This is a genomic window from Arachnia propionica, from assembly GCF_003932785.1.
In the GTDB taxonomy this organism is placed as follows: Bacteria; Actinomycetota; Actinomycetes; order Propionibacteriales; family Propionibacteriaceae; genus Arachnia; species Arachnia propionica_B.
Genome location: NZ_RQYT01000015.1, coordinates 1 through 26,052, shown reverse-complemented (window position 1 = coordinate 26,052; position 26,052 = coordinate 1). Strand labels below are relative to the sequence as shown.

Below are 26,052 nucleotides of genomic sequence, written 5' to 3'. Positions count from 1 at the left end.
AGACGTCAACCGTCCGTCCATGTGACGGGAGGTTCTACGATGGTCGGGTGATGAGAAGGCTGGTGTTCTGCGTGCTGCTGGTGATGGCGGCGCTGTCCCTCGGCCTTTCCCCGGCGCGGGCTGACGGGAGTGTGGAGGTGAACTTCGATTCCTTCGCGCCCAGCCTGCTCCGGCTCGACCAGCCCGATCAGGTGGTCACCCTGACCGGCACGGTTCGGAACACGACCTCCGACACCCTGACGGACCTCACCATCCACTTCTGGCGGGACACCGAGCCCCTCGTCTCGCTCGACGACCTCGACACCGCCCTGGCATCCTCGCCGGAGAATCCCCTGGGCAGGCGGCTGCTGAACGAGGCGAACGTCATGTTCGTCGAGGCCCTCGCCCCCGGCGAGTCGACGACCTTCCAGGTCAGCGCGACCATCGGGGATCTCACCCTGGACCAGGATGACGCGGTGTACCTGCTGGGAGTCCACGTCCGGGCGACGCGCGAGAACCGGGGGCGCACCACCGTCGGCCGGGGCCGGATCCTCGCCCCCGCCACCACTGCGAAGCTCCCCGTGGCGAGCGTGGTGAAGCTGACCCATCGCCCCACCCTGTTCGGGGAGAGGAACTTCGTGGACCACTCCCTGGCGCAAAGGATCGAGGGGGATCTCGACGCCCTCCTGTCCGCCGCGGAGGAGCCCCACCGCTTGCTACTGGTGGATCCGGCCCTCCTCGCCGAACTGACCGTCCTGGCCTCGGATCACGAGGTGGCGGGCGCGGAGGAGCCGGGGAACCCACTGGCCGGGCGTTTCCTCGAACGGGTCCGGAGCCTCGTCTCCCAGGGCCGGGTGATACGGCTGCCGTTCGGCAACCCCGACCTGCCTCGCCTTCACGCAACGGGCTCGCTCAGTGAGTTCGAGACGGCCCTCGGTTGGTCGGAGACGGCGCTGCAGGCCTCCGAGATGGCGCAGCTCGCCTCCCTGCCGCTCGCCGCGGATCTGGGGAACCACGCGAACGAGGATCTCGCCCTCATCCTGGCCCGCTCCGGCTACCGCTGGGTCCTCGGTGACAACCTCGTCTCCAGCGGCACGATCGGTGGCTCCTCAACATCGGGGCTGCTGGTGGATCCACTCGGCCGCCCGGGCATCGGCCCCGGCTCCACCACATCCCCCGTCCAGGTGACCCAGCGTCGCCTCGCCGACGAGATCCTGCGCGGCAACACCCGTGTCCACCTGGCACGCAGCGCGTCGGAACTGACCCGGCTCCCACTCATCCCCGACGCCGAGACCCCGGTGGCGCTGCCGGTTCCGAGGGAGGCCGCCCACTTCGAGGTGGATCCCGCCTCGGCAACGCCGTGGCGTTCCCTGCTGACCCGTTCCCAGGAGCTGTTCAGCGAGTCCCAGCTGCTGGAGGAACTGACGGGGACGGACCGGACCGGTCTCAACGCCACCCGGGCCGCCCTGGCCAACAGCGCGGACTTCGACTCGGAGAAGGAGGCACTGGAGTTCATCTCGGCCCATCCCAGCGGGGATGTCGACGCGGCGCAGATCCGGCTCACCTCCGCCAGCCAGTTCGTCATGGGTTCCGATCGCAACGTCTTCCCGATGACGGTCAGCAACCCGCTGCAGGAACCGGTGCGGTTGCGGGTCGAGTTCACCAGCAACTCCCCGACGAGGATCTACATCCCCGCGACGGAGGTCGTCACGATCGCCCCGGGCGAGCAGCAGACGGTGAGCATCGCCCCCGTGGCGAAGGCGAACGGGGTGGTCACCGTGTCCGCCCAGCTGTCCACCCCCAGCGGCACCAGGTTCGGACCTGTCATCCCTGTGGAGGTCACGGCAACGGGTTTCGGGCGCGTCGGCTGGATCATCATCATTGTCTCCGGTGCAGTGGTGCTGGGAGGCACCCTGCTGCGGATCAGAACGGTGCAGAAGGAACAGGCCAGGGAGAGTCGTGAGCAGTAGCAACAAGGGCGGGGTCAGCAGCACGCGGAAGCTTCTGTCCGCGAGCGTCCTCATGGCGGCCGGCACCCTCGTCTCGCGCGCCCTCGGCATCATCCGCGTGATGCTCATCGCCTTCATCCTCGGCAACGGCACCCGCCAGGCGGACATCCTCTCGATCGCCACCACCATCCCCAACGCCCTGTACATCCTGTTCGCCGGTGGCGCCCTCAACACGGTGCTCGTGCCGCAGATGGTGCGCGCCATCCGTCATGACGAGGACGGGGGCGAGGCGTACACGAACCGGGTCATCACGGCCTTCATGCTGGTCATCGGCGCGGTGGCCGCCCTCATGACCCTGGCGGCCCCCGTCGTGACGTCGTTCTACTCCGATTCGGCCTGGCGGGCCCCCGAGCTGACCGACCAGTACGCCTCGATGGTGGCGCTCGCCTACTGCACCCTGCCGCAGATCTTCTTCTACGGGGTGTTCTTCCTGTTCGGCCAGGTCCTCAACGCACGGGACCAGTTCGGGCCGATGATGTGGGCGCCGATCGCGAACAACGTCGTCTCGCTCATGGTGCTGGGGATCTACCTCGTGGTGTGGGGCAACGCCGGGGATCACGGGGGCCCGTTCACGCAGCCCCAGATCCTGCTGCTCGGGCTCGGCTCGACGGTCGGCATCGTGATCCAGACACTGGTTCTCGTCCCCTTCATCAAGAAGGTCGGTTTCCGTTTCCGTCCCCGCTTCGACCTCCGGGGGGTCGGCCTCGGCCACACGTTCCACCTGGCGAAGTGGACCCTCGGTTTCGTCGCGGTCAACCAGCTGGTGCTCATCCTCGTGAACCGGCTGGCGACCTCGGCGACGGCGACGGGGGCGGGCGGCGGCTCGAGCGTCTACGCCAACGCCCACCTGATGTGGATCCTCCCCCACTCCCTCATCACCGTCTCCCTCGCGACCGCCATGCTGCCGAACGCGTCACGGCTGGCGGCGGCCGGGGATCTCGACGGGGTCGCCCAGGAGGCCCGGAAGACCCTGCGGCTGGCCCTGATCGCCCTGGTCCCCGCCTCGTTCGCCTTCATCGCCTTGTCCGGCCCGATGTCGGTGCTGCTGTTCGGCCACGGGCAGGGGTCCCGTGACGCGGTGCTCATCGCCTGGACGCTCATGGCATTCGCGGTGGGTCTCATCCCGTTCACCGTCCAGTTCGTGTGCCTGCGCACCTTCTACGCCCTGGAGGACACCCGCACCCCGTTCCTGTTGCAGTGCATCATCGCGGCCGTCAATGCCGTGGCTGCCCTGGCTCTGGTCCATCTCGTGGGAAACCCGCTGTGGACGGCCGCGGCGCTGGCCCTGGCGTACTCGGTGTCCTATTTCGTGGGGGTGCAGCTGAGCTGGCGGAAGCTGCGGCAGCACGTGCCGGGCCTCAACGGGCGGGATCTGCTGCTGCACATCGCTCGGCTGTCGCTCGGGGCCGCCCTCGGCTCGGTGGTGGCGTGGTTCCTCGCCGACTGGATCATGGGGGCGCTGTCCGGCAGCGTCCTCGGTCCCCTGCTCGCGATGCTCGTGGGGGGCGGTTTCCTCGGCGCCATCTACGCCACCGTCGGAAAGCTCCTCAAGGTGCGCGAGCTGCGCAGCATGACGGATCTCGTGCGGAACCGGCTGGGCGGACGCCGACCCGCGGCGGATCCGGGGGTCGCGGAGGAGGACTCGGAGTCGCTGCGCCCCACCATCGCCCTGGAACCCGCCACGGCGGCAGCCCTCGTCGACGACATGATGCCGACGAGCATCCACACGATCATCGCCGACGGCGGCTACAACGGGTGGGACATGGCCCGGATGCCGAACCATCACCGGAGGCAGGCGGAGGAGCCGGTCCTGCCCCCGATCTCACAGCGGATCGAGATGGAGGATTCGACGGACACGACGGTGCTGCCTGCCGTCGTCGACGAGCCAACGGAGCCCAGCGTCGTCTGGCAGGCGCGCCCGGAGGCCTCCCAGGGGGTCGACTCGTTGCTCCAGCCGGGCGATCTGCTCTCCACCCGTTTCCGGATCGAGGAGATCCTCGCGGTGCGCAGTGGCGTGGAGACGTGGCGTGCCCACGACATGGTCCTCTCCCGGGACGTCGTCGCCCATGTCATCCCGGCCGACAGCCCTCACATCGAGGGGCTGCTGCAGTCCGCCCGGAAGGGTGCGACCGCCACGGATTCACGGTTCCTCAGGGTCCTCGACGCGGTGAGCGTCGACGACGACATCCGGGGTCTCGGCGGCTACGTGGTGTGCGAGTACGCGAAGGGGGCCTCGCTGACCGACCTGCTGCGTTTCGGTTCGTTCAGCACGGTCGAGGCGGCTTGGGTCGTGCGGGAACTCGCGGACGCGCTCACCTCGCTGCACGCACAGGGCCTGTTCCATGAGCAGTTGAACCCCGACAACGTGGTCATCACCACGCTGGGCGCCGTGAAGCTGGTGGGCTTCGGGGTGGAGGCAGGCATCAACGCCGGCCGGACGACGAGTTGGGGGGACCGCGAGGCCAACGACGTGCGCGGGCTCGCGAGCCTGCTGTACGCGATGCTCGTGCGGCACTGGCCCGGGGCCTCGGCCTGGGGACTGCCGGCGGCCCCGATCATCGCGGGCGAGACCGCTCCTGCGCACACCGTGACGTCGGGGGTCTCCCCCGCCCTGGACCGCATCTGTTCGGCCACGTTGACGTTGAGGGGGGCGGTCTCGGACCCACGGATCACCACGACGTCCCAGCTGGCGGCCCGCCTCGACGAGGTGCTGGGTGGCGCGGACGCCTCCTCGAATCTGGAGGCCCGGGTCCGTCTGGCCCGGCAGAACCCGGAGGGGCACCCCCGCCCGAGGCCGGCCCTGGAGCCGATCCCGGATCCCGTCGCCGACCCGGAGGCGGAGCGCCCCACCTCGGTGCAGCAGGCGGTGAAGGTACCGCCGCCACCGCCGGCCGCCCCCCAGACACCACGGTCACGCCACACCGACCAGGAGCACGGGGAGTCGCCGAACTCCCGGACCGGCCGTCCGCTGGTCCTGACGGTGCTGGTGCTCTCCCTGTGCACCCTCATCATCTGCCTGGTGATCGCGGCGCTCAACCAGAAACCCAAGGAGGCGGCCGTCCCGCCGGCGGCGTCGACGACCACCGGCGACGCCACGAGCGATGCGACGGAGGCTCCACCCGCACCGGTCGAGCTGCGGATCAGCGCCACGTCGTTCGATCCCACGGCCGACAACGGCTCCGGGGACGAGAATCCCGAGGACGCCCCGCTGGTTCTCGACGGGGATCCCGGCACGGGCTGGTCGACGGCCAGGTACCGGAACCGCCCCGACATGGGCGGCGAGAAGCCCGGCGTCGGGCTGGTGCTGGATCTCGGGGTGGAGGCACCCGTGGCCTCCGTGCAGCTGCTGTTCGCCGACGCGGGCCAGGACGTTGAGCTCAGGGTGCCGAAGCAGGCGGGCGCCGCCAAGGCCCCCATGGATCGGCAGGACCAGTGGGAGGTCGTCGCGAAGCTCGCCGACGCCCCCACCGAGGCCACCCTCACCCCGGAGCAGCCGGTCAAGGCACGGTACCTGCTGGTGTACCTGACGAAGCTGCCGCAGGTCCAGGAGGGACGGTTCCGTTCCACGATCAACGAGGTGGTCATCACGCAGGGATGAGGTCCCCGCCCCTCCCCGGTGGCTGCTTCCCTGTAGCGTTGGGCCATGACCAAAGGCGATCTGGAGATCCACGTCCTGGCTGATTCGACGGGCGAGACGGCGGTGCGGCTGGCCCGGGCCGCACGGGCCCAGTTCCCGGATGCCCACTTCGAGATCATCCGCCATCCGCGGTTGGGTCGGATGGAGGCGATGGTGAAGGCCCTCACCACGCTGAAGGAACGTTCCGACCGGCCGATCGCCGTCTTCTTCACCCTGGTCAACGCGGAGCTGCGCAGTCTCGTCATCAACGCCTGCGAGGATCTCGGGCTGCCCTACACCGATCTCATGGGGGATGCGCTGGGCGCGCTGGAGCGGATCTCCGGTCACACCGCGGATGAGGTGCCGATGCGTCCGGTGGGGGTCGAGGCGGACTACTTCGTCCGGATCTCCGCGATGGAGTTCGCGATCCGCAACGACGACGGCGCCATGCCCGCCGCGCTCAGGGAGTGCGACATCTGCCTCATCGGCGCGTCACGGTCGGGGAAGACCCCGTTGTCGATCTATCTGGGGTACCTCGGCTACAAGACGGTCAACGTGCCGCTGGTTCCGGGAATCACACCGCCCCAGGAGTTGTTCGGCATCGACCGGTGGCGGATCGTCGGTCTCACCATCGACGCGGAGCGGTTGCTGCAGATCCGCTCCCGGCGGGTCCAGGGTCTCGGCGGGTTCGGGACGCGGGACGGCTACGCCGATCTGGTGAAGATCTACGACGAGCTGGACGAGGTGGGCAAGATCCAGCGTCGGCTGTCCGCACCGATCATCGACACGACCGGTCTGGCGCTGGAGGAGGCGGCTGCCCGGATCATCGACATCGTCGATGAGCGCGCCCGGAAGGCCGGGGCACAGCTCCGCCGTCCGGCGGGGCAGCTGCGGATCACCCCGTGAACGGCTCCACCCCGTCCTCGTAGCTGCGGGGGTCCTCGACGGGCTCCAGGTGTCCCGTGACGCTCATGCGCGGGAACTCCAGGACGATCTCGTCGACGAGGTCCTCGAGGAAGTCGTGGCCGCGTTTGACACTCCACTCCCCCGGAACGAGCAGGTGAAACTCCATGAACTGACGCGCCCCTGATTCCCTGGTCCGCAGGTGGTGGAAGTCGATGCCCTCCCGGGTGTGGGAACGCAGGATGGCCCGGAGCCGCTCGTTGTCGGCCTCGGGCAGCGCGATGTCCATGAGCCCGGCCGTGGACTCCTTGACCAGGTTGTAGCCGGTGAACAGGATGTTGATGCCGACGGCGATCGCCACGACGGGGTCGAGCCAGTCCCACTTGGTCAGCCACACCAGGCCGATGCCGACGAGGACGCCCGCGGAGGTGTGGACGTCGGTCATGAGGTGCTTGCCGTCGGCCCGCAGGGTGATGGAGTTGTGCCGTTCCCCGGCACGGAGCAGCAGCAGCGCGACCGCCCCGTTGATGACGGAGGCGACGACGGAGATCGCGAGACCGACACCGACCTGTTCCAGGGGCTGGGGGGACAGCAACCGCTGCACCGCGAAGACGATGATGGAGGCGGCGGCGATGAAGATCATGAGCCCCTCCGCCCCCGCGGAGAAGTACTCGGCCTTGGTGTGCCCGAAGTGGTGGTTGTGGTCGGCGGGTTTGGCGGCGATCTTCAGGGCGATGAGAGCCACGATGGCGGCGACGAGGTTGACCACGGACTCGGCGGCATCCGCGAGGAGGCCGACGGACCCGGTGACGAGCCAGGCCCCTGCCTTGAGCAGGATGGTGGCGAGGGCGGCGCCGACGGCGATCCACCCGTATCGGCTCAGGTCCTGGTGCTTCTCCTGGGTCACCGAGCCATCGTTGCGCCTGACGCCCCAGGTGGCAACTCGCCTGCCTTGGGTGTGGTTCGCCTGCCTTGTCGGCGGCTCGCCCGTCTTGTTCGGCAGGCGAAGTGAAAGAAGGCAGGCGTTTCCGACCCAAGGCAGGCGAATCAGCACGGTGAGGAGGCCGACGGGGGGAGCGGGAGGCCCGCTGGACGGGGTGACTGAAGGACGAGGTGGTCACGAATCGCCGCTTTGCTTCGGTGAGATCGCGATGTCAACGGTGCCATGGAAGCAGCACGGCGATTCGTGACCATGGCGATGCACCCACGAAGGCACAACAGCCCCGGCATGCCGGGGCTGTGACGGATGAGGCTCTTCTGGAGAACTCTTCGTGTCGTCCTACACGGGCTCCCCGAACACGCCCGGGGGCGGCGCGATCCCTCATTCAGCGGGGACGATCCTCGTCGTCTCCGCGTCGCTGACCCAGGTGGCGGCGCGGCCGAGGGCCTCCTCAGGCACGTAGCCGGCCTTGAGGTCCGACACGTCGAGGGGCTCGGCCCCCGTGAGTTCCGCGATGCCTGCGTCGCCGGGGGTGACCACGGCCACGACGAGCAGGTGCAGGGCCCGGCGATTCGCGACGAGGGTGTCGACGAGTTCGGGGTCGAGTTCCTCGGCGACGATCACCAGCGGCTGGTGGCGCGACAGGGGCACCATGAGTTCCCGCATCGTCAGGCCGGCGCCCCGGATCATGAGGATCCGGGCGTCGGAGAACTCGACCCTCCCGTCGGCGTCGGCGAACCCGGGGTCAGCGTGTCCCAACGGCAGGAGGGTCCCCGCCTCGACGTCGTGTCGTGCCGCGGCGGGCGGGGCGGGCATGGCGGCAATCTCGGAGGCCGTGAGGTAGCCGACCCCGGCGTCCTCCACGGGGCCCTCGCTGCGACGGCGTCGCCGCACGTCACCCCACACCGCCGCGAGGAGAAGCGGCACCCCCACTGCCAGCGCCACCACGAGTCCGATCCAGTCACCCACCCTTCAAGATTGCCCCGACCCGTACTACAATTCCAACGCCCCTATAGCTCAGCTGGCAGAGCAGTGGACTTTTAATCCTCGGGTCGCGGGTTCGAGCCCCGCTGGGGGCACTGCTGCGCCTCAGCCACGCCTCCGGACCCGGACGCTCAGAGGTCCCGACCTTGGATGAACCACTTCACCGCGTAGGGCGGGAGTTCGAGGTTCTCAGGGCCGAGGTCCCAGTCCACGTCGTCGAGCAGCTCCCGCGCGCTGCGACCGAACCGGTCACGCAGCACCTGCATCGGCAGGGTCACGCGCTCCTCCGAGAGGTTGTACAGCTGGATCATAGGCCCGACGGGGTGGCTGCGGCCGAGCGCCAGGACTCGTCGGTCCCCGACGTCCAGGGTGATGGACTCGACGCTGGCGTGGAGGTGCGGGGTGTGACGCCTGACCCCCAGCACGTGACGCAGCCAGGCGTGGATCCGCGCCGCGGGGCTGTGCGGCTGCCGATCGAGTTCGGCCACCGTCGCCCAGTCCATGACGGGGCGATGGACCCACCGGTTGTCCTCCGCGTGCTCCGGGGTTTCGGCATAGCCGTGATCGTTCAGCATCCCGATCTCGTCCCCCATGTAGATGAGCGGGATGCCACCGAAGCCGCAGATCACGGTGTGCAGCAGGTTGATCCGACGCACGGCGAGCTCGATCTCCGGCTCCTGCCCCTCAGCCAGGGCACGTTCCAGGCCGGCGAGGGAGGCAAGGCTCCCGGAGATGCGTCGATCCCCCGTCGCCGGGTTCGCCTGGAACACCAACCCGCGCGCGAAGGAATTCGGGAAGACACCTGAGTAGAAGTCGGAGAGGAAACGACGGTGTGCCGCCCCGTCGAGCCCGACCGCGGCGGCGTCGCGGTCGTCCACCGCCCAGCCGATGTCGTCGTGGCAACGCGCATAGGTGCCCCAAGTGGCATTGGCGGGCTTCGGCGGGAAACCGTCGAGGGCCTGCCGTAGCAACGTCACGTCACGGCTGGCGAGGGCCGACCACAGCTGCGCCATGAGGGAGTTGTGGTAGGCGAGATCGGACAGCCTCCCGTGGTTCCGCCCCTCGCCGAAGTAGGCGATGAGATCACGCGGCCCGACGATGGCCTCGGCCTTGAAGGCGCAGGCGGGGGCAGCGATCCGCAGCACGGCACGCAGGGCGGCGGTGATGTCATGGACCTGGGGTTCGTTCTGGCAGTCGGTCCCCATCACCTTCCAGATGAACGCGATGGCGTCGAGACGCAGCACCTCGACCCCGTGGTTGGCGAGGTTGAGGATGATCCCGACGAACTCGCAGAACACGTCGGGGTTGGCCCAGTTGAGGTCCCACTGGTAGTCGTTGAAGGTGGTCCAGACCCATCCCTGCACCTCGTCGTCCCACGTGAAGTTGCCGGGCGCGAAGTCCGGGAAGACCTCGGGCAGCGTGCGCTCGTACTCGTCGGGAAGGGTGCGGTCCGGATGGATGAGGAAGTAGTCACGGTAGCGCTGTTCCCCCGCTCGAGCCCGCTCGGCCCATTCGTGTTCCTTCGCGACATGGTTGAGCACGAGGTCAACGACCAGCGACATGCCCCGATGTCGCAGTTCCGCTGCCAGTCCCGCCAGGTCCGCCATGGTCCCGAGGTCGCTGCGCACGGCGCGGTAGTCGGCGACGGCGTACCCACCGTCGTTGGGACCCTGCCGGGGTTGCAGCAACGGCATGAGGTGGAGATAGGTGATGCCGAGGTCCTGCAGGTGATCCAGACGTTCCGTGACACCCTTGAGGGTCCCGGCGAACCGATCCGTGTAGCAGACGTAGCCCGCCATTCCGGGCCGCTGAAGCCAGTCGGGGCGCAACAGCCGGGTCTCGTCGAGGCGCCTCAGGGCTGCGGGCCGGGATTCCAGCGCGTCCCGGACGAGCCCCCGGACCCGCGCGGCGAGGCGATCGGGTTCCGGATACACACGGTGCAACGCCGCGACGAGTTCCTCCCCGTAGCGGTCCCAACGCAGCTCGAGCACATCGTCGATGTCGTCCACGCCCTCAACCCTAGGGGGTGGCCGGCCCATGGGCCCGGCGGGGGCGCTGTGCTGACAAGACGGATGACGCGAGCGGGCACTACCGTCCCAGCCAGGGCGGGTCGATCAAAGGGGGCTCGGGATGGGCCTCGAAGTCCCGCCAGCTGAGGATCGTCCCCGGATTGAGGAGATCCTCCGGGCAGCGGGCGATCGCATCACGCAGCTCAAGTTTCGCGCTGCCGAGCTCGATCAGGCGACGACGGTCAGCCGGATCCTCCAGCCAGTCCTCCTCGAGGTCGTGGGCGCGCATTCGCAGCTCCGTGACCCTGTTGAGCGCCTGGGACTCGTCGGGGGTGGCCCCCTGGATCACCGCCGCTGCGCGGGACCAGCCGTGGTCCCGGAAGATCCCCACCAGACCGGGTTTGACCGTCATGGGGTCGTGGACGTCCACCTCGGGGGAGATGACCACGGCCCCCGCCGAGTGGGCGTAGGCCTGTTCATCGCGCCCGGACTCGTCCATGAGGATCTCGGTGGCCCGCATGACGACCTGGAAGATGTCGGCGTCGGCCATGGAGGCGCGCCTGGGCACCCCGTCGAACTGGGAGGACACCACGTAGGTCCGCCCTGCCCCGAGATGCCCCATGGCCATCTCCGCGGGCAGGTTCTCCCGAGCACCGCCGTCGATGTAGGTCTCCGCCCCGATGGGGACGGGCCGGAACACCCCGGGGAGCGAGCAGGAGGCGAGGACACCGCGGGTGAGGTTGTGCGGCCCCGGGTCGATGACCTGGTCCTCCCGGTTGACCAGGGCACCGTCCTGCCGCATGAAGTGGAGGTGCCCCGTCTCGAGCGCCACCATCGCGATCCGCAGCTCGACCCCGGAGTGTCTCACCCGCTGCGGGTCAAAGGTGTCGGGGTCGAGGAGTTGGGCGAGGACGGGGCCGGGGCGGTACATCGAGCGCGACTGCTCGAGCCCGGCCCTCGCGGCGACGAGGTCGCCCCCGAGCTTGGGTAGTCGGCCGAGGTTGCCTGCGAGCTGCGCCACGAGGCTGAAGGAGAAGTCGACGCGCAGTTCCACGTCGGGGCTGAGCGCCTCCGCGACAGGGTCCGACGGTTCCTCCACCTCGACGGGGTCCGGTCGACGACGCCGCCGGGGCAGCCATGATCGTTGCGTCTCCTGTGGGCGCCCGGCCTGGCCGACGAGTTCCAGCCACGCGGGCGCCTCGGCCAGGATCCGGGCAAGCCAGGGGCGTGGGGTGAACATGTCCTCGGATTCCCGCATGCCCGACCACAGCTCGTCGATGCGTCGGAGGAACCCCCGCTGCCCCTCGACGTCGGCGTACTGCGCCAGTCCGGAGGCGAGAATCGCGCCGGCCGAGGTGCCGACGAAGATGGTCGGCGTGAACTCGGGGTCCATCGCGTAGAGGTAGGACAGCGCGCCGATCTGGAAACTGGCGCGTGATCCACCACCGGACAGCACGCAGGCAGTGGTGGTGGTCTCCGGCTGACGGTCGAAGAACGGGATCCCGAACCAGCCTCTGCTCGCCATGCGGGCAGTCTACTCAGGGGCGGTCCACGGCCATTCGGCGGTTGTGTCGAAGGAGATTCACTTTGCCATCACACCCTGAACCTGAAGTGACACTTGAGGTGTTTTGCCCTCGGCTTTCTCAGCTACCACTCAGGATCGATCGTCACACGAGTCAACCATAAAGACGACACACATCACCCCTTGTCATGGCCGTTTGGACGTGCTTGGCAGCCGGGAATCACACGAATGTGATTATCCGCGGATTCCCATCCCTTGGCACCGGAAAAGCCCCCTCACGGGCTTGTGGGAGTGGATTTGAACTTCCTAATCTCCGGAGCAGTCGACGTCGCCGAGGGCTCCGAGACCTAGGGGGAGACGGCGCGTCGGGACGAGACAACTACTCGGAGGAATCGTGAATCGGATCGTGCAGACGAGACGGGTGGTCCTGTCGGCCGGAATGGCTGCAGGAATCATGCAGACAGTGGGCTCCCTGCCCTTCGTGGCGGGAGCGGATGCGGCCAACGCCACCATGCAGGCCACCACATCCGTCAACGTGCGCAAGGGCCCCAGCACCCGACACGCCCGCGTGGGGCGACTGCGCAAGGGGGAGCGCATCGTCGTCCACAGCACCGAGAACGGCTGGTCCAGGGTCGAGTACCGGGGAGCCACCGCCTATGTGTTCGCCAAGTACCTCACCCCGGTCAGCGACGGCGGCAACGCCGCACCGGCCCCGCCGACGGGGACGGGCCAGGCCGGCGAGGCCGTCACGACGGTCAACCTGAACCTCCGCACCGGTCCCAGCCTGGGTTCCTCCGTGCGCACCGTCGCGCGCAAGGGGACGAGGCTCGGCCTCACGGGAAGCACCAGCGGCAGCTTCACCCAGGTGGTCTGGCAGGGCGAGACGCTGTGGGGCGCGACCCGGTACCTGTCGACGCAGAACGCGTCGGCCCCGGCGCCTGCCCCCGCTCCGACACCGGCCCCGCAGACGACCAAGCGGATGCGGGCCACCACCGCGCTGATGATCCGCACCACCCCGGACCGCCACTACAAGTCGCTGGGCGATGTCCCGAAGGGCACCATCCTCGACTGCACGGGCGTGGTCCGCAACGGCATGGCCGAGGCCCTGTACCAGGGGAATCTCCGCTGGTTCAACGCCAAGTTCCTCGTCGAGGTGGGAGCGGTTTCAGCCCCGGCCCCGGCCCCCACCCCGCAGCCGACGACCACGACGAAGTACGCCACCGCCGAACTCAACGTGTGGCACTCCTCGACCGGCAAGGACTACACGGGCACGATCGCCAAGGGCAGCGAGCTCCAGGTCACGGGCGTCGTCGAGCACGCTCGCGCCCAGATCCTGCACAACGGGACCATGCGCTGGGTGACGGCCCGGTACGTCAGCGCGACCCCGCCCGCGGCCGCCTCCTCCGGGGGCGATGGCGGCACCCTGAACCGCGGCTGGTCGAGCGGCCTGGACCAGACCAACGCCAACATCAAGAAGATCGTCCGTCACGTCTGGGCGAACATTCCGGCCATCAAGACGATGTACGGCTGGCGTCGTGACGTCACCCCGGACCATCCCGCCGGGCGCGCCGTCGACATCATGATCCCGAACTACCGCAGGAACCATGCCCTGGGTCAGGAGATCGCGAACTTCTTCAAGGCCAACCACAAGGAGTTCCGGGTGCACTACATCATCTGGAACCAGCAGATCTGGAACATCACCCGCGACAGGGAGGGCTGGCGGAACATGTCCAGCCGTGGCAGCGACACCGCCAACCACAAGGACCACGTCCACATCACCTGCTACGACAACTAGGAGGGTGTGACCTCGACGGTGCCGATGGCTCCGCGTTCGGCATCCAGGAAGGCATGGTCGACGACGGTGTAGTGCCCGGCCTCGGGGAACACCGTCTCGACGAAACCTCCCTGGGCGGCCTCGAGGCCGAGGGCCTGCGAGCCGCCGCCGACATTGCCGAACGGGTCGACGCGATCCTTCAACAGGTAGGCGCCCTCGAGGTACACCGTGTCGAACTGTGCCCCGACGATGTGGAAGCTGGTGCTGAGGTTCGGGCCCGCCGCAAGGACCCAGAACCGGACCTTCTCCCCCACCCTGGCCTCGAACGGACGCTGGATGTACTGGTGGGCGATGCCGTTGAAGACGGAGTAGTCGGGGGTGTCGGTCTGCGCCTGGGCGGCGTCCACGTCAGCCGCGGTTCCGGGGCTGTCGCCGGTACCGTCGACGAGATGGATCTCGGAGGCCACGACGACGTACTCCCGGTCCACCTCCGGGAATCCTGCCTCGGGTTCGATGATGACGGCACCGTGCATCCCCGCCGCGATGTGGGAGGAGACGGGCGGTGTCCCGCAGTGGTAGAGCCAGATCCCGGCCCGTTGCGCGGTGAACCGGTAGACCAGGCTCTCGCCGGGCGCGATGGTCCGCATGGGTTCGTCGGGCGCGAGGTTGCTCGCGTGGAAGTCGATGGAGTGCCCCATGGTGCCGTCGTTGATGAGCGTGATCTCGAAGACGTCACCGACCCGGCCCCGCAGCGTCGGCCCGACGGCCTTGCCATTGAAGGTCCAGCGGCGCTGCCACACCCCGGGCGCCACCTCCAGGGGCACCTCCGTGACCCGCATCTCGACGCGATGGACGGTGCCTTCGGGAAGGGGCGGGGCGACCGGGTCCACGACCTCCTGCAACGGGGCCGAATCCGCCCGGGCCGGACCGTGATGGTGCCCGCCACGGTGCGATTCCTCCTCGGGCGACGGGGCCGCGCCCGCCACCTGGAGGTCGAGGACCATCCCGGCCTGCCGATGCCCGACGACGGTGCACCATCCCTGTGTCGACTCGCTGACCACCCCGAGATCCAGCTCGGCCCGCTCCCCCGCCGCGAGGCGAGGGGTGGTCCGCCCGGCCAGCTTCAGGTCGTGGACCATGGCGGGGTCGGCGTTGACCAGTTCGATGATGACCCGGTCGCCGGCCGTCACGGCCACGGAGTCGGGGACGAAGCGCATCCCCTCGGCCTTGACCTGGACCCGAACGGTGTTCCCGGTCGGGGTCACCGCCTGACCGCCGGGGTCCTCATGGGTGACGCGACCGAGTCCCATGCCCACCGACACCGCGATGGTCAACGCCATGGCCCCGGCCATCAGACCGTTCATGGTGAAGGCGGAGGGGCGCGGGGGTGTCTCTCCCGTTGCCGGTCGGCTCCCGGCGCCCTGCTCGTCCGCCAGTGCTCGACGCTCGGCGACGCCTGCCCGGATGCCCCCGAACATCAGGGGGATGAACAGCCCGGCGCCGAGGACGCAACAGCCAGCGGCGAGGAGCCGCACCCCGTCGGGAGTGGGCGCCAGGACCAGCAACAGTCCCCCGTTGATGGCGACGAGCCGGAAGGCGGCCCACCTGTCGAACCACCTCGCCCCCGCCCGGACCACTCGCGGACCGCCGCCGAGCACGGAGGGCAGCAGGTAGCTCAGCGCTCCGGTGAGGAGCTGCACGGCGAATCCGCCCGCCCACACCGTCGCCAGCAGCGTCGCTGACGCGCTCCACCCGGCCGGGGGCGTGAGGAGCACGACCCATCCGGTGATGACGAGGGCGGCCACTCCCCACAGCATCGCGGCCAGGATGGAGGCCGAGGCGAACTCGCGTGGCGGACGGGTGCGCAGCGGCGCGACGAGGCTCCGCCCCCAGACACAGAGTCCAGCCAGGTAGCCGACGAGTCCGGCCACGGCGACCGCCCGGACCCCGGTCATGGCCCCGATGACGACCACGAGGACGGCCCCGATCAGCCACGGCAGCACGGCCTTGGCGAGTGGTTCGGCCCGGTCGTCCATGCGGGTGCGGAGCACGGTCGGCCAGAAGGTGATGAGGGTGCCGACCACCGTGAGGCCGATCCACCCCAGCAGATTGGTCATGGTGTGGGCGACGAGCAGCCTCCAGTGCCAGGTGGCGTCAAGGCCAAGGGCCAGCACCGCTCCGAACCCGGCCCCGACGGGCAGGAGGACCGCCGCGGACACGTAGTACCAGACCGCGATCCTGAAGCGGCCGGGCAGTGCCACCCGAAGCTGCCCCCACAGCGACCAGCCGTGCCACAGGACGGCCACGGAGACCAGAACCGCCCCGGAGACGACGAGCCACCACCAGGTGGCGGGCACCCCGACGAGGACCGCCAGCGTCCCGAGCGCGAGGAGGGTGAGTCTGCGGTTCTGTTGCCGGGCGCGGGTCTCGTCGGGGCGGTTCCGCAGCAACGCCGCGGTGAAGTGCTGGCTCCACACGAACACCGAATGGGTGACGGCGCCGAGGAGGACGAGGTGCACCATCAGCCATGTGGACCCCGGCACCACTCGATGGGCGATGGCGACGATGAGGGCGCCGACCAGCCACACGACGACGGTGTGGTCCCGTGCGGAACGCCTGCCCCTGCCCGGGTTCATTCGCGTCCCGCCGGGATCATCGGCCGTGACCGAGCCTGAGCCGCCAGGCCTCCGGCCCCTCCTCGAGGTAGGTCACCCGGATGGTCTCACCGTGCCGCTGCTGGATCTCCGCCAGCAGCGGCAGCGGGTTGTGGGGAGCCACGAGGATGAAGGCCGCCCCCGGCCGGAGCGAGTCGACCACACCGTGGATGGCGGCGTGCCGGATGGCATGGGGAATGGCGCGTACGTCGAGTTCCGGCAACTCGGCATCGTGTCCGCAACCGCAGGACGACTTCTCGCTGATCGGCAGTTCGTTCATGCGGGCAGCCTACGACATCGGATCCGGCCGGAACACGATCCCGCCCGTGGTGGCGCGACCACCGGGGCCACAATGGGATAGGCTGTCCCAGTTGGCCCCGTAGCTCAGGGGATAGAGCACCGCTCTCCTAAAGCGGGTGTCGTTGGTTCGAATCCAACCGGGGTCGCCAGTACCTCAGGCCCTCCCCAGGCCACGAAGCAGGTCCTCGAAGGGGGCGACATCGTCGTACTCGTCGCGGACCTGACGTTGCGGTGCGCAGGACATCATGGAGCGCAGCTCCGAGACGGCCTCCTGGATCCGACGCTGCACCTGGGGCGCTGCGGCACCACCGAAGTCCTCGGTGGCAGCGAACACCCCGGTGCGGGCCGGCAGGGCCCCCAGATAGGACAGCAGCGGACGCAACGCGAAATCCAGCATGAGCGAATGTCGCGCCGTTCCCCCGGTGGCCGCCAGGACGACTGGGCGCCCCTTGAGGATGCCCGGTTCGAGGATGTCCACGAAGCTCTTGAACAGCCCGGAGTAGGAGGCCGAGAAGGTGGGGGTGACCACGACCAGGGCCTCGGCCGCCGCCACCTCCTCGATGACCTCCGTCAGCGCCTCCGTCTGGAGGCCAGTGAGCATGGCGTCGACGATGGCGTGTGCGTGATCCCGCAGCGAGATCACTCGCACCTCATCCGACTCCTGCTCGGCAAGGGCGGCGGCGAAGCCGTCAGCCAGCAACTTGGTGGTCGACGGCACTCGCAGCCCGGCATGGATGACGACGAAGCGGGTCACAGTCGCCCCGCAGCCGACGCGTTGTCCTCTTCGGCCCTGGTGCCCGTCCAGTGGTCCACGGCTGCGCGTCCCTCCTCGGGCTCCTTGCCGCCCAGGGCCGCCACGCGGGAGGCGTGGGTGGGGGCATCGGGGACGCCGGGCGCGCGCAGCGCCTCGAACTCACGCCGGAGGACGGGCACGACCTCGGTGCCGAGAAGTTCCACCTGCTCCAGCACCGTCTTGAGGGGAAGTCCGGCGTGGTCCATGAGGAACAGCTGGCGCTGGTAGTCCCCGACGTAGTCGCGGAAGTGCAGCGTCTTCTCGATGACCTGCTCGGGGGTGCCGACGGTCAGCGGGGTCTGAGCGGTGAACTCCTCGAGCGAGGGGCCACCACCGTAGACCGGCGCGTTGTCGAAGTAGGGCCGGAACTCACGGACGGCGTCCTGGGAGTTCTTGCGCATGAACACCTGACCGCCCAGACCCACGATGGCCTCCTTCTCGGTGCCGTGTCCGTAGTGGGCGAAGCGGCGCCGGTAGAGCTCGACCATCCGCTGGGTGTGGCTGGGCCCCCAGAAGATGTGATTGGAGAAGAAGCCGTCGCCGTAGTAAGCGGCCTGCTCGGCGATCTCAGGGCTACGGATGGAGCCGTGCCACACGAACGGGGAGACGCCGTCAAGGGGCTGAGGCGTGGTGGTGAAGCCGTGGAGCGGGGTGCGGAACCGTCCCTCCCAGGTCACGACCTCCTCGTCCCAGAGGCGACGCAGCAGGGCGTAGTTCTCCACGGCCAGCTGGATGCCGTCGCGGATGTCCTTGCCGAACCACGGGTAGACGGGACCGGTGTTGCCGCGCCCGAGCATGAGGTCCATCCGGCCATCGACGAGGTGCTGAAGAGTGCCGTAGTCCTCGGCGATGCGCACCGGATCGGTGGTGGTGATGAGCGTGGTGGCGGTCGAGAGCAGGATCTTCTTCGTCTGGGCGCCGATGTAGGCCAGGGTGGTGGTGGGCGAGCTCGCCACGAAGGGCGGGTTGTGGTGCTGCCCCAGGGCCACCACATCAAGACCCACCTCCTCGGCGAGCTTGGCGACCTCGACGGTGGCCTTGATCCGCTCGTGCTCCGTGGGGGTGCGCCCCGTCGTGGGGTCGGTGGTCACGTCACCAACACTGAAGATACCGAACTGCATGGTGTTCTCCTCTGAAAAACTGTTTGAATGGTAAACCACTTTGGGGCTGAGTTCATTCCCGACACTCCGATATTGGCGTCACAAGGGCTTAGAGGGGCGCGGAGAGGCGCATCCGCTGCGGTCGCCCCGGTGTCCCCCTGACCACGCACCCTCTTATGACTCGATCAGCCCTTCGGCACGCAACCACTCGGCGGCGATGGTGGCCGCCGGGGTCTGTTCCGCGATGGATCGCTGGTTCATCTCCCGCAGGTCCTCCGGGGACAGGGCCGCCGAGACCCGGTCCAGGATGGCCGCCGCCTTGTCGTCGACCTTGTCGGAGACAATGGGGACGACATTCGAGGTCAGGAACAACCCCTTGGGGTCCTCGAGCACCACGAGATCGGGTTCGGTCAGCACCGGGTCGGCCGAGTAGATGTCGACGAGGCTCACCTGGCCGTCACGCAACGCCCGCACCGTGAGCGCACCCCCGGAGTCCTCGATGGGGGTGAAGGAGGCCTCGACACCATAGGTGGCCTTGAGCCCCTTCGGGCCGTAGGGCCTGGACTCCAACTCCGAGTTGCCCCCGAGGATGATGCCCGGCACCCCGGCCAGGTCCCCGATCTGCGTCAGGGAGTGGGTCTCGGCGAACTCCTTGGTCACCACGTAGGAGTCCTGATCGGTGGCGGGGGCGAACGTGAGGGCCCGCAGCCCCTGCGGCAGGGCCTCCGCCAGCCCCGTCGTCACGTCCTCGGCGAGCCTCGCCTCGGTGTCGGGATCGAAGTGCTGCAGCAGATTGCCGCTGTACTCGGGGAAGACGTCGATGCGGCCCGCCTGCAGATCGGGCACATAGACCTCCCGTTGTCCGATCCGGAGCTGCCGCTTCACCTCGTAGCCGCCGTCCTCCAGGGCAAGGGCATAGACCTCTGCGATGATCTCGTTCGAGTAGTAGTCCTGCGAACCGACGACGAGTGTCGACGTGCCCTGCTCTCCCCCTTCGAGCTGGGCCGCGGTGCCGCAGCCCGCGAGGGTGACGGCTGCCGCTGCGAGGAACAGACAGGTCCTGCGTCTCATCGGGTTTCCCCTTTCATCCGGGTCGCCCGGCTGGGATCAGCCAAGCGGATCGCTGCACGCTTGAGCAGGACCAGCAACAGGTCCAGCACAAGCGCCAGCACGACCACGAGCACTGCCCCACCGAGCATCTGTGCATAGTCGCGAGTCTTGAGTCCGGCGAACAGGAAGCGCCCCAGCCCCACGTCCGCGTTGTATGCGGCGAGGGTCGCCGTCGCGACGACCTGCAATGTCGTCGAACGGATCCCCTCCACGATGAGCGGAGCCGCCGCCGGGAGTTCGACCTGGGTCAGCACCTGGCGTTCACTCAGCCCGAGGGCCCGCGCCGCGTCCACCGTCACCGGGTCGGCGCCTCCGACCCCCGCATAGGCTCCCGCGAGCATCGGCGGCAGGGCCAGGACGAGAAGTGCCAGGAAGGGACCCTGGACCCCGATACCGAGCCAGAGTCCGACGAGGGTCAACAGGCCGAGCGTCGGCAGCGCACGTGCCGCCGATGTCAGCAACGGCACCGCAACGGCACCGCGTCTCGTGTGACCGATGAGGATCCCCAACGGCAGGGCGATGATCGCGGAGGCAGCCACCACCGCGAGGGTGAACAGGAGATGCTCCGTCACACGGCGGCCGATGGTCCCGAGATGAGCGGGGTCGAACAGCCATGCCAACGCCTCGATGAAGAGGTTCATGCCGCCGCCCTCCTCGCCCAGGGGGTGAGGAGCCGACCCAGCCCGACCAGCAGCAGGTCGAGCACGAGTGCCAGCAGCAGCGTCGCCACGACCCCCACGACCTGCTCCTCGACGATGCGTCTCTGGAACCCGTCAGTGAACAGGAAGCCCAACGACCGGACCCCGACGAGGGCACCGACCGTGACCAGCGAGACCGTCGACGCTGACACCACCCGGAGCCCCGCCACCAGGACCGGCACCGCAAGCGGCAGCTCCACGCCCCAGAAGCGACGCCACCGCCCCACCCCGACGGCATCGGCTGCCAGCATGACCTCCCTGGGGAGGCCACGGAAAGCCTCCGCCACCTGGGCCACGAGCACCGCGACCCCGTAGAGGGTCAGCACGATCACCATGTTCAGTCCGGAACGGACGGGGATCCCGACGATGACGGGCACGATGACGAGCAACGGCAGAGAGGGAATCGCATAGATGAGGGAGAGGGCGACAAGCAACGCACCCCCCGAGCGGGGTCGTGTGGCGGCCAGCCTTCCCAAGGGGATGGCGATGAGGGTGGCGGCCAGGATGGCCGCCCCCGCCAGGAGGACGTGATCGACGAGCAGCTCGAGGGTCAGTCCCCAGTTCTGGGAGAGCCACCTCAAGGGCACGACCCGCTTTCCTGCGCGAGGGTGCCGACGGGACGGCCGTCACCGTCGATCACCACGACCCGCCCGTGGCGCTCCACCGTGGTGAGGCGTCGCCGTCGTTGACCGGTCCCGACGAACCTGGCCACGAAGTCGTCCTCAGAGAGCATGAGATCAGCAGGGGTCCCCATGGCGGCGAGGATCCCCCCAGGGCGCAGCACCGCAACCTGGTCCCCGAGCAGGAAGGCCTCCTCCACGTCGTGGGTGACGAAGAGGATCGTGGTCCCGAGTCGGTGTTGGAGGTCGATGAGTTCCTGCTGCAGATCCGCCCGAACCAGCGGGTCGAGGGCACCGAAGGGCTCATCCATGAGGAGGAGGCGAGGATGGTTCGCCAGGGCACGCGCCACTCCGACACGCTGCCGCTGCCCGCCGGACAGCTGATTGGGGAACCGCCTGGCCAGCCCCGCGTCGAGACCGACGAGTTCCAACAGCTCCATGGCCCGGGCATGGGCCTGGGTTCTGGGGGTTCCCTCGAGCAGGGGGACGGTCGCGATGTTGTCGATGACGCGACGGTGCGGGAACAGTCCCCCGTCCTGGAGGACGTAGCCGATGGATCTACGCAGGGCCACGGGATCACGCCCCGCGACGTCCTCGCCCGCAACGAGAACCCGTCCGGACGTGGGTTGCACCATCGCGTTGACCATGCGCAGGAGGGTGGTCTTGCCGGATCCGGAGGATCCGAGGAGGACCGTCGTGGAGCCCTCGGGTACGTGGAGGCTGATGCCCCCGACAGCGACGCTGCCGTCAGGGTAGGTCTTGGTGACGTTGTCGAACTGGATCATGGCGCCCCCATCTCGTCGCCAGGAGGAAAAGCGGGGCGGCAGCCATGGATCGGCCACCGCCCCGTCGGTTCACTCACTTGTTGGTGAACTTGTCCTTGATCTCCTCGACCTTGTCGGCAACGCCGGAGGCGAGGTCACCCAGGCCCTCCTTGGCCTTGTCGACGATCTGTCCGAGGCCACCCTCGGTACGGTCAGCAGCACCGTCCCTGCGGAGCTCCTCGTTGCCGATGGCCTCGCCGACGGCCTCCTTGGCCTTGCCGACGCCTTCCTGGATGTTGTTCTCGATGCCCATACGTCTTCTCCTTAAGGATGTCTTACCGTGCGGGTTCCCCGGACGGCCAGGGCGCCTCCGACCGACGCAGGAACGGGTCCGCTCCATGGCCATGTCGACTCTGCTGACCCACGTGGCACCGGCCCGGGTCTTGATTCCCGTGCCGATTCCTCCTAGGTTGCCCTCAGCAGATGATGCAACGATACCCGCCGCCCCCAAACGCCGTCCCGGTCCAGGTGACCGAACAAGGAGGTTCCGTGTCCTACGACGTGATCGTGATCGGCTCCGGGATCGGCGGTCTCACCACCGCCGGGCTCCTGGCAGGGGTCGCGGGAATGCGGGTGCTGGTCCTGGAACGCCACACCGAACCGGGGGGCCAGACGCACACCTTCCGACGAGGTGGCGCCTCCTGGGATGTCGGGGTCCACTACGTCGGGGCGATGTCCCCGGGTGAGGATCCACGCCTCCTGTCCGACTACCTGTCAGGGGGGCAGCTGGTCTGGAACCGGATGCCGGAGGAGTTCGACCGGTACGTCTACCCCGACTTCGAGCTGCGCCCGATCGCTGATGAGCACGAGTACTGGTCACGACTCGTCGAACTCTTTCCCGACGAGAAGGTCGCGATCTCCCGCTGGTTCGCCGACATCACGAAGGCGCGTCGCTGGATCCAGTTGGGCTTCATGCAGGGGATGATGCCCGCCCCGGTGGCCGCAGCAATGCGGTCGGTGCAGCGATTGACCCAGCGGCTCGGGACGATGACGACGCAGCAATGGCTGGACCGCAACGTCCGTGACATCCGCCTGAGGGCGTTGCTCGCGAGCCAGTGGGGCGACTACGGGGTCCCCCCGGCCAAGAGCGCGTTCGCCATCCACGCCCTGATCTTCGAGCACTACCTCAAGGGCGCGTGGTTCCCGGCCGGGGGCAGCGCCCGGATCGCCCGAACCTTCGAGGCGGGGATCGAGGCTGCGGGCGGCCAGGTGCGCGTCGGGCAGGAGGTCCTGGAGATCCTCCTGGACGAGGGACGTGCCGTCGGGGTGCGGGCCCGGGACCTGCGGCAACCCGGGGAACCGGAGGTGGTGTACCGGGCCCCTGTGGTGGTCTCCGGCATCGGGGCCAGGACGACGTTCACCCAGCTGCTCCCGACGAAGGGGGCGATCGGCAACCTGCTGAAACCGACACGTACCCAGATCGAACAGCTGGGAGTGGGCGACTCGGCCGTGGTCGCCTATGTCCGGTTCCGGGAGGACCCGGCGTCGATCGGGGTGGACGGGTCGAGCATCCGGGTGTTCGGCGACTACCACCACGACGACGAGGCCACCCACACCCGCAATCTCCTCGAGGGCAGGGCCACGGAGGGGTTCATCTCCTTCCCGTCGGTGAAGGCCGGCCAGGCGGTCCACACCGCGGAGATCGTCACGAGCGCTCCGTTCTCCGCCTTCAGGCAGTGGCAGGACGCCGCGAAGGGCAACCGCGGCGCGGACTACGACGCCCTGAAGCAGCGCATCGCCGATGGGCTGCTGGATCTCGCGGAACGGGTCCTGCCGGGTTTCCGGGACCTGGTGGATCACGTGGAGGTGTCCACTCCTCTGACGGCGGAGCACTACACGGCCCACCCGCGGGGCGCCTTCTTCGGGATTCCCGCAACGCCCGCTCGGCTGCGGGCCCGGCGTCTGGGGCCGGCCACCCCGATCCGCGGTCTGTTCCTGTCGGGCCAGGACACGATGAGCCTCGGCGTGGTCGGCGCCCTCATGGGCGGCGCCGCCGCGGCGGGCCAGGTGCTGGGGCCCCGCGGCTACCCCACGATCATGAAGGCGGTGCGGGAGGGACGCGTCGCGAACCTGAGGGACACCCCCCTGCCCGAGGACAGGTACGTCGCCACCGTCGTCGAGGTCCTGGACCTGACCCCGACCGTGAGGGAACTCACCCTGGCGCTGGAGGGCGAGGTGGGGCCATGGCAGGCCGGGCAGTTCGCGCGACTGCTGGTCGGGGACCACGAGTGGCGCGACTACTCGATCGTCTCACTCCGGGAGGGAAGGCTGAGGCTGCTCATCAGCACCGCCTCGGGCGGCGCCGGGTCGCGTTTCGTCCGTGCCGCGACGCCGGGGACGACGACGCGGGTGGAGCTACCGCTGGGCCGGTTCGTCGCGGCGCGGTCACGGAGACGCCGACTGTTCGTGGCGACGGGGACGGGGCTGGCCCCGTTCCTGCCGATGTTCGCCGATGGCATGAGGGACGAGGACCTGCTGCTGTTCGGGTGCCGGACGGCCCAGGAGGATCTCACGACGATGCTCGTCGATCCCCTTCCCTCCACCATCCGCTGCATCAGCCGCGAGGCCGTGCCCGGGGCCAGGCACGGCAGGGTGACCACGGAGTTGACGAAGCTGGACCTCGACTGGGAGACGACGGACGTGTACCTGTGCGGGTCGCCGGGCATGATCGAGGACGCCACGAGGCTGCTCCACCAGCGGGGAGCTGATCGACTGTTCACCGAGCCCTACTGACCCGGGTCAGGGGACGGCGGCCAGCAGGGCCTTGGCACAGCGTGCGGCAGCCGAGGAACCCGTGAACCCCGCCAGCCACTCCCGCAGGGTCTCATCCTCGGTGAGACGCCCCACACGCAGCTGCTCGTCCAGCAACAGCTGCATGAGCCCGCCGATGCCACGCAGTCCCGGATCCAACCTGGGCAGCAGGGCGGTCAGCAGGTCGATCACCGATCCCGCGTTGATGCTGGCCGCATCCGACAGGGATGAGGCCCAACGGTTGACCTTGCACAACATCACCGTCGCTGCCATCCCCTCGGCGGTCTCAGCCGCACCGAGGCGCCCGGGGATGCTCTCTGCGAGCAGTTCCGCGGCCAGCGTGCGGGTCTCCGCCCGCTGGGCGGACATGGCAAGGGCGAGCAGTTGTGCGGTCTCGGGTGCCCAGCGACCGTTCTGCTCCCGGAGGAACCTCAACGCTCGGGGAACCTGCGACGGGAAGTCCGTCACACCGAACATGGCGGTCTCGATCGTCGCGGCGACGAGATAGGCGGTGCTGCTCGGATCGACGAGGGCGAAGGGCAGCACGTCCCCGTTGAGGTGATTCCACCCTTCGACGGGATGGGGTTCGGTCGGCTCCGGCTCGCAGCTCATTCGTGCCCGCCACCAGGTGACCTCGGGTTCCCCGTTCGGCTTCCTCTCGTCACTCTCCTTCCCGACCCACACCACGTTGAGCCGTGACGAGGGGCCGGGCAACGAGAATCCGAGGACCTGTTCTGCCCGGAGGCGATCCGGCTCGGTCAGCCTGAACCCCGCCTGCACCAGATCGCCCGGGCATCGGAGCCGCAGGTCCACACCGTCACCGAGGCTGGCCCGAGCCTGCGACAGTCGGTCGAGGAAGGCGCTGCCCTCGACGAAGCCGTGGGAATCCGAAGGAGTCGCCAGCAACGGCCGTCGGGGTTCCTTCCCGGCGACGACCGCCGCGACCTCCGCAATTCGCTGGTGCCACAGTGCCTGTGCCACCGAGGACGGCACGGCCGGGACCTCCCCGAAGGGCCACGGTTCAGCGCCCACCTCAGGCGGCAGGTTGAAGGCCGCCTGCAGGAGCGGCGTCAGCGCGCCCTTGACTCGCTTCCTGAGCGGGGCGAGCCTCTCCCCGGGACTCTCGGTCCCGGCGAACCATGCCAGCGCCAGCTCCAGTTCGACGGGGTCGCCTCCGTCCTCCACCAGGGCGGCTACCCGCTCCAGGGCGTCCTCATCGGTGAAGGGCACCACGGGCCGGGCCGGACGGTCCACCACCGCAGTGGCCTGCCGGGTTTCGGTCGGGTTCATTTCCACGCCGATCTCTGCAGCGACGACCGGGGACAGCCCGCCGGCATCGGCCAGGTCCTCACGCCCCAGGCGCTTCAGGGACGCAACCACCGCCCGCTGCACATCCACGTGCTCATGGGTCAGTCCTTGAGCCAGCACCTCGGCCGCGTCCGGCAGCGGCTCCAACAGTTTCACCA

19 protein-coding genes and 2 tRNA genes are annotated in these 26,052 nt (G+C 68.9%); 7 read left to right on the top strand and 14 right to left on the bottom strand.

Features of this window, described 5'->3' with window-relative positions; all coding sequences use genetic code 11:
• The first annotated feature begins 50 nt into the window (after positions 1-50).
• From EII35_RS07895 to EII35_RS07885, 3 genes are read left to right on the top strand one after another with little or no spacing between them, the layout of a single operon-like run.
• A complete protein-coding gene (locus EII35_RS07895; RefSeq protein WP_260465069.1) occupies positions 51-1,949 on the top strand; it encodes a DUF6049 family protein in 1,899 nt (632 codons plus the stop codon).
• Positions 1,939-5,586: a murein biosynthesis integral membrane protein MurJ gene (murJ, locus tag EII35_RS07890; RefSeq protein WP_125227919.1), complete on the top strand. Its 3,648-nt coding sequence runs from the start codon at positions 1,939-1,941 to the stop codon at positions 5,584-5,586. Before EII35_RS07895 ends, murJ begins: the two co-directional genes overlap by 11 nt.
• A 45-nt stretch (positions 5,587-5,631) precedes the next feature.
• Positions 5,632-6,510, top strand: a complete 879-nt coding sequence (locus EII35_RS07885; protein ID WP_125227918.1) for a pyruvate, water dikinase regulatory protein — start codon at positions 5,632-5,634, stop codon at positions 6,508-6,510.
• Here EII35_RS07885 and EII35_RS07880 read toward each other — a convergent pair.
• Positions 6,500-7,414, bottom strand: coding sequence for a cation diffusion facilitator family transporter (locus tag EII35_RS07880; RefSeq protein ID WP_260465064.1), 915 nt, complete (start codon positions 7,412-7,414; stop codon positions 6,500-6,502). The genes EII35_RS07885 and EII35_RS07880 overlap by 11 nt on opposite strands.
• Before the next feature lie 414 nt (positions 7,415-7,828).
• A complete protein-coding gene (locus EII35_RS07875) occupies positions 7,829-8,416 on the bottom strand; it encodes a hypothetical protein (RefSeq protein ID WP_125227917.1) in 588 nt (195 codons plus the stop codon).
• A gap of 37 nt (positions 8,417-8,453) precedes the next feature.
• On the opposite strand from EII35_RS07875, the gene EII35_RS07870 reads away from it, so the two are divergent.
• Positions 8,454-8,526 (top strand) — tRNA-Lys (locus EII35_RS07870).
• Between the two features lie 36 nt (positions 8,527-8,562).
• Here EII35_RS07870 and EII35_RS07865 read toward each other — a convergent pair.
• Together EII35_RS07865 and EII35_RS07860 are read right to left on the bottom strand one after the other, a co-directional pair.
• The gene (locus EII35_RS07865; RefSeq protein ID WP_260465068.1) at positions 8,563-10,230 is read right to left on the bottom strand and encodes an amylosucrase; all 1,668 of its coding nucleotides are present in this window, start codon (positions 10,228-10,230) and stop codon (positions 8,563-8,565) included.
• 289 nt (positions 10,231-10,519) lie between these two features.
• On the bottom strand, positions 10,520-11,965 hold the full coding sequence (locus tag EII35_RS07860) for a patatin-like phospholipase family protein (RefSeq protein WP_125227915.1): 1,446 nt from the start codon (positions 11,963-11,965) through the stop codon (positions 10,520-10,522).
• Between the two features lie 391 nt (positions 11,966-12,356).
• Between EII35_RS07860 and EII35_RS07855 the strand changes: the two genes are divergently transcribed.
• Positions 12,357-13,757 (top strand): SH3 domain-containing protein, encoded by a 1,401-nt coding sequence (locus tag EII35_RS07855; RefSeq protein WP_125227914.1) that lies wholly within the window; start codon positions 12,357-12,359, stop codon positions 13,755-13,757.
• Here the strand turns inward: EII35_RS07855 and EII35_RS07850 are convergent.
• Both EII35_RS07850 and EII35_RS07845 read right to left on the bottom strand, forming a co-directional pair.
• Positions 13,754-16,372 (bottom strand): multicopper oxidase domain-containing protein, encoded by a 2,619-nt coding sequence (locus EII35_RS07850; RefSeq protein WP_125227913.1) that lies wholly within the window; start codon positions 16,370-16,372, stop codon positions 13,754-13,756. The genes EII35_RS07855 and EII35_RS07850 overlap by 4 nt on opposite strands.
• 16 nt (positions 16,373-16,388) lie before the next feature.
• Complete coding sequence (locus EII35_RS07845; protein WP_125227912.1) at positions 16,389-16,670, bottom strand: DUF2249 domain-containing protein; 282 nt, start codon at positions 16,668-16,670, stop codon at positions 16,389-16,391.
• Positions 16,671-16,763: 93 nt separating this feature from the next.
• On the opposite strand from EII35_RS07845, the gene EII35_RS07840 reads away from it, so the two are divergent.
• A tRNA-Arg gene (locus EII35_RS07840) sits at positions 16,764-16,839 on the top strand.
• 5 nt (positions 16,840-16,844) lie between these two features.
• Here the strand turns inward: EII35_RS07840 and EII35_RS07835 are convergent.
• From EII35_RS07835 to EII35_RS07805, 7 genes are all read right to left on the bottom strand, one after another.
• Entirely contained in the window at positions 16,845-17,444 is a 600-nt protein-coding gene (locus tag EII35_RS07835) for a CE1759 family FMN reductase (RefSeq protein ID WP_125227911.1), read from the bottom strand.
• Positions 17,441-18,604, bottom strand: a complete 1,164-nt coding sequence (locus tag EII35_RS07830; RefSeq protein WP_125227910.1) for an LLM class flavin-dependent oxidoreductase — start codon at positions 18,602-18,604, stop codon at positions 17,441-17,443. Before EII35_RS07830 ends, EII35_RS07835 begins: the two co-directional genes overlap by 4 nt.
• Positions 18,605-18,757: 153 nt before the next feature.
• On the bottom strand, positions 18,758-19,654 hold the full coding sequence (locus EII35_RS07825; RefSeq protein ID WP_125227909.1) for an ABC transporter substrate-binding protein: 897 nt from the start codon (positions 19,652-19,654) through the stop codon (positions 18,758-18,760).
• Complete coding sequence (locus EII35_RS07820; protein WP_125227908.1) at positions 19,651-20,334, bottom strand: ABC transporter permease subunit; 684 nt, start codon at positions 20,332-20,334, stop codon at positions 19,651-19,653. The genes EII35_RS07825 and EII35_RS07820 overlap by 4 nt, the downstream gene beginning before the upstream one ends.
• Positions 20,331-20,978 (bottom strand): ABC transporter permease, encoded by a 648-nt coding sequence (locus tag EII35_RS07815; protein WP_260465063.1) that lies wholly within the window; start codon positions 20,976-20,978, stop codon positions 20,331-20,333. Before EII35_RS07815 ends, EII35_RS07820 begins: the two co-directional genes overlap by 4 nt.
• Positions 20,969-21,796 (bottom strand): ABC transporter ATP-binding protein, encoded by an 828-nt coding sequence (locus EII35_RS07810; RefSeq protein ID WP_125227907.1) that lies wholly within the window; start codon positions 21,794-21,796, stop codon positions 20,969-20,971. The genes EII35_RS07815 and EII35_RS07810 overlap by 10 nt, the downstream gene beginning before the upstream one ends.
• A gap of 73 nt (positions 21,797-21,869) precedes the next feature.
• Entirely contained in the window at positions 21,870-22,088 is a 219-nt protein-coding gene (locus EII35_RS07805; protein ID WP_125227906.1) for a CsbD family protein, read from the bottom strand.
• Positions 22,089-22,324: 236 nt separating this feature from the next.
• On the opposite strand from EII35_RS07805, the gene EII35_RS07800 reads away from it, so the two are divergent.
• The gene (locus tag EII35_RS07800) at positions 22,325-24,568 is read left to right on the top strand and encodes an FAD-dependent oxidoreductase (RefSeq protein WP_125227905.1); all 2,244 of its coding nucleotides are present in this window, start codon (positions 22,325-22,327) and stop codon (positions 24,566-24,568) included.
• Between the two features lie 6 nt (positions 24,569-24,574).
• On the opposite strand, the gene EII35_RS15890 is transcribed toward EII35_RS07800, so the two are convergent.
• On the bottom strand, positions 24,575-26,052 hold a 1,478-nt coding region (locus EII35_RS15890), incomplete at its 5' end, for a hypothetical protein (protein ID WP_185744231.1).